This is a genomic window from Microbacterium lushaniae (genome assembly GCF_008727775.1).
Lineage (GTDB): Bacteria > Actinomycetota > Actinomycetes > Actinomycetales > Microbacteriaceae > Microbacterium > Microbacterium lushaniae.
Genome location: NZ_CP044232.1, coordinates 3195141 through 3209514, shown reverse-complemented (window position 1 = coordinate 3209514; position 14374 = coordinate 3195141). Strand labels below are relative to the sequence as shown.

General features: G+C 71.8%; 14 protein-coding genes. 3 read left to right on the top strand and 11 right to left on the bottom strand.

The window, feature by feature from the left end:
- Positions 1 to 220: 220 nt before the first annotated feature.
- The 6 genes from F6J85_RS15535 to F6J85_RS15510 form a co-directional block, all read right to left on the bottom strand.
- A complete protein-coding gene (locus F6J85_RS15535; protein ID WP_150926422.1) occupies positions 221 to 1063 on the bottom strand; it encodes an NAD-dependent epimerase/dehydratase family protein in 843 nt (280 codons plus the stop codon).
- 19 nt (positions 1064 to 1082) lie between these two features.
- The gene (locus F6J85_RS15530; RefSeq protein ID WP_150926420.1) at positions 1083 to 2054 is read right to left on the bottom strand and encodes a squalene cyclase; all 972 of its coding nucleotides are present in this window, start codon (positions 2052 to 2054) and stop codon (positions 1083 to 1085) included.
- 74 nt (positions 2055 to 2128) lie between these two features.
- Positions 2129 to 2893, bottom strand: a complete 765-nt coding sequence (locus F6J85_RS15525; protein WP_150926418.1) for an SDR family NAD(P)-dependent oxidoreductase — start codon at positions 2891 to 2893, stop codon at positions 2129 to 2131.
- A 131-nt stretch (positions 2894 to 3024) separates the two neighbouring features.
- The gene (locus tag F6J85_RS15520; protein ID WP_150926416.1) at positions 3025 to 3681 is read right to left on the bottom strand and encodes a DUF1345 domain-containing protein; all 657 of its coding nucleotides are present in this window, start codon (positions 3679 to 3681) and stop codon (positions 3025 to 3027) included.
- 84 nt (positions 3682 to 3765) lie between these two features.
- Positions 3766 to 5235 carry a carboxylesterase/lipase family protein gene (locus F6J85_RS15515; protein ID WP_150926414.1) on the bottom strand — a complete coding sequence of 490 codons (1470 nt, stop codon included), beginning with the start codon at positions 5233 to 5235 and terminating at the stop codon, positions 3766 to 3768.
- Between the two features lie 19 nt (positions 5236 to 5254).
- Entirely contained in the window at positions 5255 to 6340 is a 1086-nt protein-coding gene (locus F6J85_RS15510; protein WP_150926412.1) for an SDR family NAD(P)-dependent oxidoreductase, read from the bottom strand.
- Between the two features lie 59 nt (positions 6341 to 6399).
- Here F6J85_RS15510 and F6J85_RS15505 point away from each other — a divergent pair, with 59 nt between their 5' ends.
- Entirely contained in the window at positions 6400 to 6966 is a 567-nt protein-coding gene (locus F6J85_RS15505) for a TetR/AcrR family transcriptional regulator (protein ID WP_191906653.1), read from the top strand.
- A gap of 16 nt (positions 6967 to 6982) precedes the next feature.
- Here the strand turns inward: F6J85_RS15505 and F6J85_RS15500 are convergent, their stop codons facing one another.
- The 3 genes from F6J85_RS15500 to F6J85_RS15490 form a co-directional block, all read right to left on the bottom strand.
- Positions 6983 to 8422 carry an amidohydrolase family protein gene (locus F6J85_RS15500; RefSeq protein WP_150926408.1) on the bottom strand — a complete coding sequence of 480 codons (1440 nt, stop codon included), beginning with the start codon at positions 8420 to 8422 and terminating at the stop codon, positions 6983 to 6985.
- A gap of 161 nt (positions 8423 to 8583) precedes the next feature.
- Positions 8584 to 9450 (bottom strand): NAD(P)-dependent oxidoreductase, encoded by an 867-nt coding sequence (locus tag F6J85_RS15495; RefSeq protein ID WP_150926406.1) that lies wholly within the window; start codon positions 9448 to 9450, stop codon positions 8584 to 8586.
- The gene (locus F6J85_RS15490; RefSeq protein ID WP_150926404.1) at positions 9447 to 10829 is read right to left on the bottom strand and encodes a M24 family metallopeptidase; all 1383 of its coding nucleotides are present in this window, start codon (positions 10827 to 10829) and stop codon (positions 9447 to 9449) included. The genes F6J85_RS15495 and F6J85_RS15490 overlap by 4 nt, the downstream gene beginning before the upstream one ends.
- A gap of 224 nt (positions 10830 to 11053) precedes the next feature.
- Here F6J85_RS15490 and F6J85_RS15485 point away from each other — a divergent pair, with 224 nt between their 5' ends.
- Positions 11054 to 11749 (top strand): helix-turn-helix domain-containing protein, encoded by a 696-nt coding sequence (locus tag F6J85_RS15485; RefSeq protein WP_150926402.1) that lies wholly within the window; start codon positions 11054 to 11056, stop codon positions 11747 to 11749.
- A 1-nt stretch (position 11750) separates the two neighbouring features.
- Here F6J85_RS15485 and F6J85_RS15480 read toward each other — a convergent pair whose 3' ends face one another.
- Complete coding sequence (locus F6J85_RS15480; protein ID WP_238707136.1) at positions 11751 to 12806, bottom strand: zinc-dependent alcohol dehydrogenase; 1056 nt, start codon at positions 12804 to 12806, stop codon at positions 11751 to 11753.
- A 5-nt stretch (positions 12807 to 12811) separates the two neighbouring features.
- Complete coding sequence (locus F6J85_RS15475) at positions 12812 to 13123, bottom strand: Dabb family protein (protein WP_150926398.1); 312 nt, start codon at positions 13121 to 13123, stop codon at positions 12812 to 12814.
- A gap of 155 nt (positions 13124 to 13278) precedes the next feature.
- Between F6J85_RS15475 and F6J85_RS15470 the strand changes: the two genes are divergently transcribed.
- Positions 13279 to 14307, top strand: coding sequence for a ketopantoate reductase family protein (locus F6J85_RS15470; protein ID WP_150926396.1), 1029 nt, complete (start codon positions 13279 to 13281; stop codon positions 14305 to 14307).
- The last annotated feature ends 67 nt before the right edge of the window (positions 14308 to 14374 follow it).

The window sequence follows — 14374 nt, the reverse complement described above, 5'->3', positions numbered from 1 at the left end:
TACCGCGCCTCGGCATCCCGCAACCGCATCCCGCCGTCGACGTCGCCGGTTCCCCACGTTCGCGCCTGTTCGGTGCAATCGCGGCAGTAAGAAGTGGCGCGGTTGCACGGAAGTGGCGCAGACGGCGGGATGCGGCGGAGCGCCGCGGTGATCGTGCGCGAGGTCGTGCCCGCGCAGACGGGGTGGCGCAGACGGGGGATGCGGCGGCAGCGAAGAGCGGTCAGGCGTCGCGCCACGAGTGGCGCGGGGCGTACCCGAGCAGGCGCCGGGCCTTGCCGATCGACAGCAGCGTGTCGTGCTCGCCGAGGTCTCCGTGCACCGGCACGTCGGGGAAGACCTCGGCGACCAGCTCGGCGTTCGGGCGGCTCATCACGGTGTCGGCGGCGGCGATGATGAACCGGTCGAAGCCGGCGGGGGCCGCCTCCAGCGCACGCTCGATCGCCTGCGCGCCGTCCCGCGCGTCGATGTAGCCCCACAGGTTCCACTTGCGCGAGCGTGGGTCGGCGTCGAAGGACGGGAACTCGGCGTAGTCCTGGGGCACCATGACGTTCGAGAAGCGCAGGGCGGTGATCGAGAGGTCGGGATGCCACCGCACGAGCTCGATCGCGAGCTGCTCCTCGAGGTGCTTGACGAGGGAGTACACCGATTCCGGGCGCGCGGGGTACTCCTCGTCCACCGGGATGTAGGGCGGCGGGACGTCGAAGGGCAGGCCCAGCACCGTCTCGCTCGAGGCGTACACGATGCGCCGCACACCGGAGCGCACGGCGGCCCAGAACACGTTGAAGGTCGCCGTGATGTTGTTGTGGAAGGTCGTCACGTCGGGGCGGAGACCGGGCGCGGGGATGGCGGCGAGGTGCACGACGGCGTCGATCGGCCCACGGTCGTCTCCGGCGCCGCCGAGGGCGTCGATGACCTGCCCGTAGTCGGTGAGGTCGACCTGCACGAAGCCGGGCCGGCGGCGCCCGACTGCGTCGAGAGCGACGATGTCGTGCCCGGCCGCGCGGAGTTCACGTTCGACGACGGTGCCCAGCTTGCCGGATGAGCCGGTCAGTGCGATGCGCATGTCTCAGCGTCGCACGTCCTCACGCCGGTGCGGGCCGTCGCGCCTCATCCCACCACTCCAGGACCCGCAGGGCGTGGAAGGTGAGCCACCGTGACGGCTCACCGGGCGGGGCGTCGACCTCGAACCAGCTGCGCCCCTCGTGGCGCAGCTGCTGGTGCCACGTGCCGTCGGCATCGCGGGCGTCGCGGATGAGGGAGATCGCCTCGGCCATGCGCTCGTCCGCCCCGACGCCGTCGTGCAGCGACGCAGCGCGGAAGTAGTCCGCCGCCCGCAGGACGCTGTAGAACCAGCGGTACGGGTAGGCGAAGTGCGTGGCCCACGGAGCATGGACCTCGCCGGTCGAGCGCCGCCGCATCAGGCCGCGCTCGAGGAGGTACTCCTGCGCGCCGCGGCGCGCCGCCGTCAGCTCCGGGGTCCCGCCGGTGCGCTCCTCGAAATCGAGGATGCCTGTGAGCGCGTTGAGTGTTGAGTGGAAGGAGGACCGGGTGGCGCCCTCGACCCAGTCGCAGTTCCAGCCGCCGTCGCTCAGGCGATGCCCGACGAGCCACCCCGCGATCGGGCTCACGTCGGCCCCGAGCCATCCGCCGTTGGCGAGGGTGTACCCGTTGATGCACGCGTCGACCTCGCCGCCCCAATAGGGAAGGTCGTCGTACTCCCACCGGGCGTTGCGGTGGAGCAGCCCCGCGGTGTCCGGACGCAGCGCATCCGGCGGGACGCCCCACTCCCGGAGGGAGTTGAGCGACCACGTCGTCGCCGTCCAGGGCTGGCCGGGCTCGTCGGGTGACGCGTCGGCGGGGAAGTACGCACCGCCCGCCCACTGCCCGTCCTCGTCCTGCAGCGCCAGGAGCGCGGCGCCGTGACCCTCCGTCACGACGCGCGACCGGCTCTCGCGCCACACCGCCTCGGGCGCGTGATCGAGGTCGCGCTCGACCTGCCAGCGCAGGCTCGGATCACTGTCACGGAGCCACGCGGCGATGTCGTCGTCGGTCATCCCCGGACGATAGCGCCGGCCGCCGACGCGCACCACCGGTCAGACGGCGGTGTAGCCGCCGACGCGCACCACGGTCAGACGGCGGTGTAGCCGCCGTCGATCAGGTACTGCGAGCCGTTGATGAACGACGCGCGGTCGCTGAGCAGGAAGACCACGAGGTGGGCCACCTCCTCGGCCGTGCCCAGGCGCCCGATCGGATGCTTCTGCACGAGTGCCTCGTACGCCTCTCTCGGGAGCGCATCCAGGAGCGGGGTGTCGATGTAGCCCGGATGCACCGAGTTGATGCGCACGCCCTGCGCGGCGTATGCGGCACCCGCCGACTTCGTCATGCCGGCGACGCCGTGCTTGGCGGCGGTGTAGGGCGCCGCGCCGGGTTCGCCGACGATCCCGAGGATGGAGGACGTGTTGACGATCGCGCCCCCGCCCGCGGCGATGATCGCGGGGATCTCGTACCGCATGCCGTAGTAGACGGAGTTGAGGTTGATGTCGATGAGGCGCTGGTAGGCGGCGAAGCCGTCGCTGTCGTCGTAGTCGCCGAGGAGGCCCTGCGGTCCGCCGATGCCGGCGTTGTTGAAGGCCAGATGGAGCCCGCCGAACGCCTCGACCGCGGCATCCACGCCCGACTTCACCTGCCGGGCGTCCGCGACGTCGGCCGGTGCGGCGATGGCCGATCCGCCGGCGGCGACGATCTCGTCGACGATGCTCCGGGTCGGGCCGTCCTTGAGGTCGACGGCGACCACCTTCGCGCCGTTGCCGGCGAGTTCGAGCGCCACGGCCCGGCCGATTCCGGATGCCGCGCCGGTGACGAGGGCCACTCTGCCATCGAATCCGTCAGTCATGTGAAGGCTCCTCTCGGTCGCGCTGAGCGCGGGAGTATCGGACTCTCCCGATCATGACGCGTGCGGGAGGCGCCCCGAGGGGCCTTGACGCGCCCCGCCTACGGGGGAACGCCCGCGCGAGCCCGCCGCCGTCAGGAGGCCAGGTTCACCACCAGGTTGAGACTGGTCGCGAGCACCACGACGCCCCACACGAACGACAGCAGCGCGTGCCGGAGGGCCTGGCGGCGCATCCGGGTGCTCGTCAGCGCCGTGTCCGACACCTGGTAGGTCATCCCGAGTGTGAAGGCGAGGTACGCGAAGTCGTGGTAGCGCGGCGGGTCGGTCTGATTGAAGTCGATGCCGGTGCTCCCGGCGGCGTAGTAGGTCTCCGCATACCTCAGGGTGAACAGGATCTGGATGAGGAACCAGGATGCGGCGACGGTGATCAGGGCCGCTGCCCCGAGCGCCACGGCCGTGGGGCCCCGCACCTGCCCCGACTCGAGCAGCAGGAGACCGATAGCGCCGAAACTCGCGACGCTCGCGAGGATCAGGAGGGTGTGCGCCACCGGCCGCGTCGGGTCTTCACGGGTGGCGTGCTCGGCCGTGGCGACGGCATCCATGCGCAGGACGAAAACCGCCACCCACAGGCAGTATGTCCCCGATGCCACGGTCCAGCCCACGGCCGGCGCGATCAGCCACGACCACGTCGCCCCGGTCACGACCGTGACCACCACCAGAACGATGAAGGTCACCACGAGGCGGGAGGCGGATCTGTGCCACGAGGGCGCGCGGCCCGGGTCCTGCGGCATCGCGGCACCTCCCGTCTTCGGTGGCCGGTCAGGGCCGCCGTACCGGGCGGGCCGCGGCGCGCGGTACCGACCGGGTGAGGGGGCTCAGTGCAGGGCCATGACGGAGGCGTACCCGTCGTGGAGGACGTCGGGCTCGGACGGCGGGCCGCCGAACACGCGGGTGGTGCCGGGGCGCTCGGACCACGCCTCCCACCCGGGTGCGCCGTCGCGCACGAACGCCACGGCGCTGGAGTGCAGGGCGTCGGCCAGACCGCGGGGCGGGGCGTCTCCCGCGATCGCGGCCACGCCGGGAGCGTCGAGGCAGTCGAACCAGAAGGGCACGTCCAGGCAGTGGCACGCCCAGCCGATCACCGGCGAGGTCCACCCGAACCGGTACACCCAGGTCGGGGATGTCCCGCGTGCCGCCGCGACCCGCGGGATGTCGGCGCGGAAGACCAGGTCGGTCGCGTATCGGCCGAGCACGGCCGCGTTGCCCTTGCGGCGCTGGGCGCGGTTGGCCCGCAGGTACGCGCGCTGTCGCGCCCCGCGGAGGCCCAGAGCGGCCAGCACGAGCTCGACCGGCAGGAACCCCAGGATGCCGCGGGCGCGGGCGGTGGCCATCGTGAACTCGTCGTCGGTCGTGCCGAGCACGAGCGGGACCGCGCTCCCCTCCCCGTGCGCGAGAGCGGGGAGCACCGGCTCCGGGACCAGGTCGCCGTCGATCACCGGCCCCCACGGGAGGCCCTCGTTCAGCAGGGAGGTGAGGATGCCGAGCCGGCCGCCGGTCTCGGGTTGCCCGGCCTTCTCCTGCAGCGCGAACAGCCGCTCCTCCGGCACGGAGGCGAATCCTTCGCGGGTGGCGGGGACGCCGGCGGCCGCCGCCAGACGCCGCGTGATCGCCCGGGCGCGTTCGGAGCCGATCTCGGTGAGGGCGGGGGAGATCGCGAGCACGGCGCGGAATAGTCCCCGTGCGGCGGGCATCGACAGGAGGGTGAGCGCCGCGCCGCCGCCGGCGCTCTGCCCGGCGAGGGTCACCTTCGCCGGGTCGCCGCCGAACGCGCGGATCTCGTCCTGCACCCACCGCAGCGCCGCCAGCCAGTCGCGCACCGCCCGGTTGGAGGGGGCATCTTCGATCTCGCCGAATCCGTCGAAACCCAGCCGGTACGACACGGTGACCGTCACGACGCCGTCGCGGGCGAAGGCGGCGCCGTCGTACCACGGGCTCGCCGGCGACCCGGAGACGTAGCCGCCGCCGTGCAGGTAGACCAGCACGGGCAGCGCGGCGTCCTCGTCGACTCTGGGGGTGAAGACGTTGACGTTCAGGGTCGCCTCGCCCGGCACACTGGGCTCGGGGATGAGCGTGGTGCCGGCGTCGCCGCGCTGCGGCGTGGGTCCGAATGCCGTGGCGTCGAGCACGCCCGCCCACGGCTCGGGAGGCACGGGCGCGGCGAAGCGAAGCGCGCCCACGGGCGCCTGGGCGTACGGGATGCCCAGGAACGCCGTGGAACCGTCCCGCGCGATCCCGCGCACGACGCCCTTGCGGGTGCGGACGACGGGTTCGCCGGATGTGGTCATGTGCGCATTCTCCTCGCTGTCACGCCGCCGACCAGCCTCCGTCACTGGCGAGCACGACGCCGTTGACGTTGACGCCGTCATCGCTGAGCAGGAACGTGATGGATGCGGCGACCGCCTCGGCATCCGCCGCATCCGGCATGGCGGCCATCGCGGTCTGCACGCGCTCGGCGCCCAGTGGGGAGGCGAACGTGGCCTGGATGTTGGTGATCGTCGCGCCTGGCGCCACCGCGTTCACGCGCAGCCCGGAAGGCCCGTACATGAACGCCGAGCTCTTGGTCAGGCCCACCACGGCGTGCTTGGACGCCGTGTACGCGGCGCCGGCGGCAGAACCGCGCAGCGCCGCCTCGGACGCGGTGTTGACGATCGACCCGCCGCCCTGGGCGAGCATGATCGGGATGACCGCGCGCATGAGCTTCATGGTGCCGTCGACGTTCACGCGGAACACGCGCTGCCACACCGCGTCGCTCATCTCGGCGACGGGGGTCATGTCGTCCATGATCCCGGCGATGTTCGCCAGTCCGTCGATCGTGTCGCCAGCGGCGGCGACGATGCGCGCGACGGCGGCGTCATCGGTGATGTCGGCCACGAGGGCCTCCATGCCGGTTCCGGGGTGCTCGGCGACGACCTCGTCCAGGCGCTCCTGCGAGACGTCCACCGCGATCACTCGGCCGCCCTCGCGGGCGATCCGGGATGCGGCGGCGCGGCCGATGCCGGAGCCGGCGCCGGTGACGATGACGGTCCGGCCGGAGAAGCGGCCCTGGTCGATCCGCTCGGTCCACTCGCGCAGCGACACGGCGTCACCGCCCTGGGTGGCGGCCTCCGTGACAGCACCGCCGTCGGCGGTGGCCGGAGTGGGCGCGACCGCGCCCTCCGGGACCTCTCCCGCGGCGGCCCGGCGGATGAGGTCGTCGAGCATCTCCTGCGTGAAGCTGCCGCGGCTCATCTTCACGAGGCGCTTGATGGCGAGGCGCCGCACGGGCTTGAAGACCTCGGGTGTCTGGCCGCCCTGGGCCAGCAGGTCGCGCAGGATGGCGCCGCCCACCGGGTCGTCGAGCCAGGTCGCGATGGATGAGTCGCCGCTGAGCGGGGCTCCGGTGTATCCCATGCTTGTTCTCCTCCGTATCGGACTACCGGACAACGGTGTCCGGTATTAAGATTACGCCGGTGTCGCGCAGTCCGGAAGTCCCGCCGAAGCACAATCGCGGGCCCGCGGCGGGCCCCGAGAACCGGCGGGCCCTGCTCGCCGCCGCGCGCGAGGTGTACTCCGAGCGCGGTCCCGGCGCCCCCTTCTCCGCCGTCGCGCGCCGTGCCGGCGTCGGCCAGGGGAGCCTGTACCGCCACTTCCCCGATCGGGTCGCCCTCGCGGCTGCCGTGTTCGAGGAGAACGTCGCCGAACTGGAAGCGATCGCCGCGCCCGGGGATGCCCGGCTCTCCGATCTGTTCGACGCCATCGTGACGCAGGCTCTGCCTTCCTCCGCCTTCATCGAACTGACCACGTCCCATCGACAGGATCCGACGGTCCTGCATCTGGGGGAGCGGTTCCGCACCCTCGTGGACCGTCTCATCGAACGCGAGCGCACCGCCGGCCGCATCGGAAGCCACGTGGAGACCGAGGACGTCGTCCTGGTCGCCGGGATGCTGGCGACGGAGCTTTCGCGCGCCGAGCCGGCCGCGCGCGTCGAGGTGGCCCGGCGCGTGCGGGCACTCGTGGAGCGGGCCTTCGCCCCCTGACGCGCCGGCCCGGAGCTCAGTGGGACGGCTCGGTCTCGCGCCGGTACTGGTAGGGGTTGGACAGGATCTCCTTCTCGGGGATGTCCGGATTCATGCCCTCGCGCCATGCCTCGTCGCCCAGTTCGCTGCGCAGGTACTCGATGGTGTCCGCCAGCTGCGTACGCACACCGGCCAGGTCGCCCGCGACGAGCTTCCCATCGAACTTCACCGCCTCGCCTCCCACGAGCACCGTGTGCACGTCGCCGCGCCCTGCCTGGTAGACGAGGTGACCGTAGGGGTTGACGATCGGCACCATCGTGGGGGAGTCGGGATTGTGGATGAGGACGACGTCGGCGAGCTTGCCCGCCTCCAGGCTCCCGATCTCATCCCACTTGCCCAGCGCCTTCGCCCCGCCCCGGGTGGCCCAGTCCACGACCTCCTCGACGCGGATGGTGGCGTGGGTGACGGTGTCGCCCTTCTCATGGGCGATGTAGTGCTCGAGGGCCCGGTCGGCGCCGATCGTGGTGCGCATCGCGGAGAACATGTCGGCGCTGAACCACACGCTGGTGTCCACCGAGAGCGACGCGCCGATGCCGTGCCGGCGCAGCGCGTGGGCCGGCGGGTAGCCCTGGCCGCACGTCTGCTCGCTCTCGGTCGCGAGTGACACCGTGCCGCCGGTGGCGGCGATCATCTGGTACGACTCGTCGCTGAGCGTGGCGGCGTGGACGTACACCGTCCCGGGCACCATCGCACCGTTTTCGTACATGAGGCGGATGCCGTTGTCGCCGGTGGCCCCCCACACCCCCGCGTGCGTCGTGACGGAGATCCCCAGGTCGCGCGCCGCCTGGAACGCCGCACGCTCGGGGAAGCCCTCGTCGCCGGGCACGTCGAAGGCCAGCTGGGCGCCGAACATGCGGGAGTCATCCCGTGCCTTCTCGATGACCCGGCGCACGGCGGGGTCCTGCGTCCACTCCCACGGGGCGCCGGCGAGGTTGCCGTAGGCCAGCACGAAGCGCCCGGGCGATCCGGCCAGCGCCTCCAGGGCGGCCTCGCCGTGGTCGGGGGTGCGCAGGCCGTGCGACCAGTCCAGGCTCGTGGTGATGCCGGACTCGACGGCGTCCAGCGCCGAGATGCGGTTTCCCGCCGCCACGTCCTGGGGGCGGAACTTCATGCCGTGCTCGAGGTAGTACCAGACGAAGTACTGCGTGAGGGTCCAGTCCGCACCGTACGCGCGCATGGCGGACTGCCACATGTGGCGGTGGGTGTCCACCATGCCGGGCATGACGATGCCGCCCTTCGCGGCGATCTCGAAGACGCCCTCGGGCGCGGCGAGGTCGACGCCGACCTCGGCGATCCTGCCGTCGACGACGAGCACGTCGCCTTCGGGGATCACGGTGTGCGCGTCATCCATCGTCAGCACGATGGCGTCGCGGATCACGATGGGCTGACCGGGCTGTGGTGCGGGAGTACCGGGCATGAGACGTTCATCCTCCTTGATTGCCGTCGGGTGGCCCGCCCCGCGGTGTGCGACATCGCGCACCGCTGCTCGACTGCCGTCGTGCGGGTCGACCTGGGGTTCACAGTAAGCACCACTGGACAGCTTGTCCAGTGGTGCTTTCGACGGCGCGTCTCGAAGGGTCAGAGGAGGTCGCGGCGGGAGACCTCGGCGATCGCGCTCCAGTCGGCGGACTTCAGATCCGGATCCGCCAGCGCCGTCTCGAAGACACGGATGAGGCCGGGCAGCGTCGCGGGAGTCACCCCGACGGAGGCGGCCACCTCCTCCGCGAGCGCGAGGTCCTTGCGGCCGAGACTCATGTGGAACCCCGGCGGGTGGTACGACTCCGCGGCGATGATCCTGCCGTATCCGCCGTAGACCACGCCCCCGAACAGCGTCTGGGACAGCAGCTCGGTGAAGTCCTCGGCCGGCACACCCAGCCGCTCGGTCATCGCGACCGACTCGCCGATGGCCTGGAGCGCGTGGATGATGTTGTAGTTGACCGCCACCTTGACGGCGTTCGCCGCCGAGGCGGTCTCACCCAGTCGCCACACGCGCTTGCCCATCGCCTCCAGGTACGGCATGACGGTCTCGACCGTGCCGGCGGGCCCGGCTGCGAGGATGTTGAGCTGCCCGGCGGCGGCGACTTCCGGTCGGCCCAGCACGGGCGCGGCGACGTAGCCCGCGCCGGCTTCGGTGAGGTGGTGTTCGAGGCGATCGGCCAGTGCGGGCGAGATGGAGGCCATGACGACGTGGATGCGGCCGGATGCCGCCGTCAGCGTGGCCGGAGTCAGCACCTCCTGCACCGCGTCGTCGTCGGCCAGCATCGAGAACGACACGTCCGCTGCGAGCGCCTCCTCGACGGTGGCCGCCGTCGCCCCACGCTCCACGAGTGCCGTCACCGGCGCCTCCGACCGGTTCCACACGCGCACGTCGTGGCCGGCGTCCACCAGGCGCGCGGCCATGCCGCGCCCCATCGACCCGAGACCGAGGAATCCGACGGTGCTCACGCTTCTCCGCGCCCCCACACCGTGTTCTTGTGCGACTGCGCGTCGCGCTCGAGGTTCAGCGGGCCGTCGATCGTGTAGTACCGGCGTCCGGCGACGATGAGCTCCTCGGCGGGGAACTTCGTGATGACCTCGCACCCGTCGGCGGTCACGACGAGCTCCTCCTCGATGCGCGCGGCACCCCACCCGTCGGCCGACGGCCAGTACGTCTCCAGGGCGAACACGTTGCCCTCCTGCAGCACCTCGGGGTGATCCAGCGAGGTCAGCCGGGAGAAGATCGGCTTCTCCCAGATCGACAGGCCCACGCCGTGGCCGTACTGCAGCGCGAACGCGGCCTCCTCGTCGGCGAAGCCGAACTCCTGCGCCGTGGGCCACACCTTGACGATGTCGGCGGTGGTCGCGCCGGGCTTCACCAGCGCGATCGCGCGGTCCATGTACTCCCGGGCGCGCGTGTACGCGTCGCGCTGGGCGGAGCTTGCCGACCCGACCGCGAAGGTGCGGTAGTAGCACGTGCGGTAGCCGTTCCAGCTGTGCAGGATGTCGAAGAACGCCGGGTCGCCGGGGCGGATGAGGCGGTCGGAGAAGACGTGCGGATGCGGCGAGCAGCGCTCACCGGAGATCGCGTTGACTCCCTCGACGTATTCGGAGCCCAGGTCGTACAGCGTCTTGGCGACCAGGCCCACCGCCTCGTTCTCGCGCACGCCGGGACGGAGGAACCGGTACAGCTCCTCGTACGCGGCATCCACCATCGACGCGGCCTGGGTGAGCAGGCGGATCTCGTCGTGCGTCTTCACGCGGCGGGCCTCCATGAACACCTGCTGCCCGTCGACGACCTGGATGCCCTCCTTCTGCAGCGCGAACAGGATCGGCAGCTCGATGACGTCGACGCCCAGGGGCTGATCGGCCACACCGAACTTCTCCAGTTCGCGCTTGATCTTCTTCGCCACGCCCTCGGCGATGCCCGCGTCGGGCGGGAAGGCGCCGCGCAGCGTCGAGATGCCCGCGCGGGCGCCGGACTCCATGCGGGGGCGCTTGGCGCCCTCGTGCGGGGCGCTGGGGTTCGCGTCCATCTCGGCGGTGGTGGTGTCCAGCCACGGGTTGTACAGCTGGTGGTGCTTGGCGGCCGAACCGAAGTCCCACACGATGGGGTCGGTGTTGCGTGTGAGCAGCGCGAAGCGGATGAGCTTGTCCATCGCCCACGTGCCGATGTGGGTGGCGCTCATGTACCGGATGTTCGAGAAGTCGAAGGCGAGCACCGCGCCGAGATCGGAGGTGTCCAGCTGCGCCTTCAGCCGGGCCAGGCGCGCGTCGCGCAGCCGGTCGAAATCGACCCGCTCCTCCCAATCGACGCCGTTCGTGCCGGTCGTGCCGGTGCTCTTCATCGAGTCCTCCTCGGTCGCAGGCGGTGGCGGTGAGGCTGCACGCGCGTGAAGCCGAGCTTAACAGCAGGCGAAGCTCGACGCCCGGAACTCCGGCGCTGCCTGGTCGTCTGGCCGGCGCGGGCGGGCCGCCATCGACCGTGACTGCACAGGCGCGGAAGGCGATCGCTCTACAATGACCCCAGTGCTCGCCGCCTCCACGGCGAACCGACACGGAAGGCGGCGCCATGCCCGAACATCTGGGTGAACGCATCCGGGCGGCTCGGACCGAACGCGGAGTGAGCCTGCGCAGCGTCGCCCAGGCCGTGGGGGTCTCGGCGAGCCTCATCTCCCAGGTCGAGATCGGCAAGACCCAGCCGTCGGTGGCGACGCTGTACGCCCTCGCCAGTCACCTCGGCGTCTCGCTCGACGATCTCCTCGGCATCCCGTCGACCCGGCCACCGGCCGCGCCGATGTTCGGCCACGCCGGTCCTCCCCTCCCCGACGTGCAGCGGGCCGCGGAGAACCCCGTGATCGAGATGGAGAACGGCGTGCGCTGGGAGCGCCTCGCCGCCGGCGCCGGCGGACCGGCCGACGCGCTCCTGGTCACCTACGAGCCGGGGGCCAGCAGCTCGGTGGAGGGCAAGCTGATGCGCCACGCCGGCATCGAGTACGCCTACCTCCTCGAGGGCGAGCTCACGCTCCACCTCGATTTCGAGACGCACGTGCTGCGCGCCGGCGACTCGCTGCAGTTCGACTCGGTGCGCCCCCACCTGTACTCCAACCGCTCCGACGCGGTCGCCCGGGGCGTGTGGTTCGTCGTGGGCCGTCGGCAGCAGAACCGTGCCCTGCCGGATGCTCCGGACGGGGGAGGCGAGGTCCTCGACTCGGTGGGCCCGGCTTCTGCGGTGGACGTCCTGCGGGCGATGGACGACCTGGGCTGACTCAGCGACGGCCGTGACGGGCCGGGCGCGCGTCGGTGGCCCACGGGTCGACGAGCGACTTGATGCGCGTGGAGCGGCCCTCCAGGAGCGGCGTCAGCGCGAGTTCGGCGACGTCGGAGAGCGGGATGACCTCGCCGGCGATGTCGGACCAGTCCTCGCGCGTGCCCAGCAGCCGGACGGCCTCGGGGAAGTCGGAGGCGAACACGTGGGCGACGGTGCCGACGATCGTGTACTCCCGCAGCGTCCACGAGCCCAGCGCGAGCGCGGGCTCGCCCCGCTGGATCCCGACCGGCACGATCGTGGATCCGGGCTTGGCCGCCTCCAGGATGGCGGCGAGCCCCGACGCGGATCCGCTCACTTCGAAGAAGATGTCGGCGTCCATGCCGAGCTCCTCCAGCGTGTCGGCCAGGGTGCTGCCGCCGGCGCGCAGCCCCGCGCTCGCGCCGAGCTTCTGCGCGAGGTCCAGGCGGTCTTGATTCGGGTCGACCACCAGCACCCGTGCGCCGGTGGCGGCGGCGGCGATCGTGATGAACGTGCCGATGCCGCCCGCGCCCACGATCACCGCATCCTGGCCCGCCCGCAGTCCGCTGCGGCGGACGGCGTGCACGCCGATCGCCATCGGCTGCGCGAGGGCGAGCGTGTCGGTGGCCAGCCCGGCGTCGGTGACGTCGAGGAGGATGCCGGCGGGGGCGAGGACGTATCCGGCCAGGCCGCCGTCGTGGTGGAAGCCGATCGTCGTGTACGACCGGCACAGGTTCGTGCGGCCCTCGCTGCAGGGCTTGCACTCACCGCACGCGATGCCGGCGCCGCAGACGACGACGGCCCCGGCGGAGAGGTCGTCCACACCCGCGCCCACGCTCTCGACCGTGCCGACGAACTCGTGGCCGAGCGTGACGGGAGGGGCGGCGAGGACGAGGTGGCGGCCGAACTCCGTCGCGTCGCTGCCGCACACCCCGCACGCGTCGATCCGAACCAGCACCTCCCCGGCGCCGGGCACGGGGACCGATCTCGTCTCGATCCGCAGGTCGCCCACGCCGTGCAGCACGGCGGCGAGCATGTCGGTCACCGGAAGGAGCCCTCCGCGATCGGCAGTTGGACGGCGGCGCGCTCGGCGAGCATCCGGCCGATGAAGCTCTCGTACGCCGCGAGGTGCTCGGGGTGATCCAGATAGGCGTCGAGCCCGGCCTGGTCGTCGAGGACCGCGGCCACGCCGTAGTCGAAGCCGGCCGGGCGCAGGTGCAGGTTGGGGGCGGCGACGTAGGAGCGGAGCTCCGGGATGCCGGCGGCCATGGTCATGAGCGCGTCGGTGAGTGCGGTGACGTCGGCCTCGGTGACGTCGTCCTTCCACCGGAAGGCGGCGATGTGCAGGATCATGCGCGTCCTGTCCCTTCTCTTCTCTTCTTCGAGCCGGGTCGAGCTGTTCAGCGGAGGTTTACATCCGCGACGCGAGGATGCGCCGTGCTCAGGGTATCCCGGAACCACGATGCCGTGATGTAAAGTGCCGCTGTCCAGCGTGGGAAGAGGTCGTCATGGGTCGTCCGCGGATCGCGGTGCTGGGGGCCGGCGCCAACGGGGCTTCGGTGGGGGCCGACCTGATCGCCGCGGGGCACGACGTCACCCTGATCGAGCAGTGGCCCGCGCACGTGGAGGTCATGCGCGCGGAGGGCCTGCACGTGCTCTCTCCCGACGGCGACCTGCACGTGCGGCCGCACGTGATCCACCTGTGCGAGGTGGCCGAGCTCACCCGACCGTTCGATGTCGTCCTGGTGCTGATGAAGGCCTACGACACCCCGTGGGCGGCGCGGATGCTCGCCCCCTATCTCGCCGGCGGCGGCCTGATGGCGGGCGTGCAGAACGGGATGACCACACGGACGGTCCAGGACGCCGTCGGCGCCTCGCGCACGATCGGCGCGGTCATCGAGTGCTCCGCCACGATGGACGAACCCGGCATCGTGCACCGGCACACACCGGTGTCGCGCTCATGGTTCGCGGTGGGCGCCCTGCCGGGCGGCCCGGCCGATCGGGTGGCGGAGATCGCCGCGCTGCTCAGGTGCGCCGGGACGGTCGCGACCGTGGACGACATCGAGGCGGCGAAGTGGATGAAGCTCGTCAGCAACGCCACGCTGCTGGCGACCTCCGCGATCCTGGGGCTGCCGATGCTCGACGCGCTGCACACCCCGGGGTTCCGCGCCGTCATGGTCGCCGCCGGCAACGAGGCGCTCGCCGTCGGCGGCGCTGCCGGGTACCCCGTCCTGCCGATCTTCGGGCTCACCCCCGACGAGGTCGCCGACCGCTCGAGCGTCGTGGACACCATGACCGACAGGCTCTTCGAGGGTTTCGTCGTCCCCGGTGCCACCACCACGGTGCTGCAGGACTGGACGAAGGGCCGTCACGCCGAGGTGGACGATCTCAACGGTCTGGTCGCCGAGGAGGGCCGGCGTCGGGGCGTCGCCACGCCGGTGAACGACGCCGTGGTGAGCCTGGCCCACCGGATCGAGCGCGCGGGGGTGCGCCCCGATCCGGCGCTGCTGAGCGAACTCGTCGCCGCCGCCCCGTGATCGCCACGGCGAAGCGGTAGCCGGTCAGCCGCGGCGATGGCGGTGTTGCCGGCGGCGTTGGCCACCT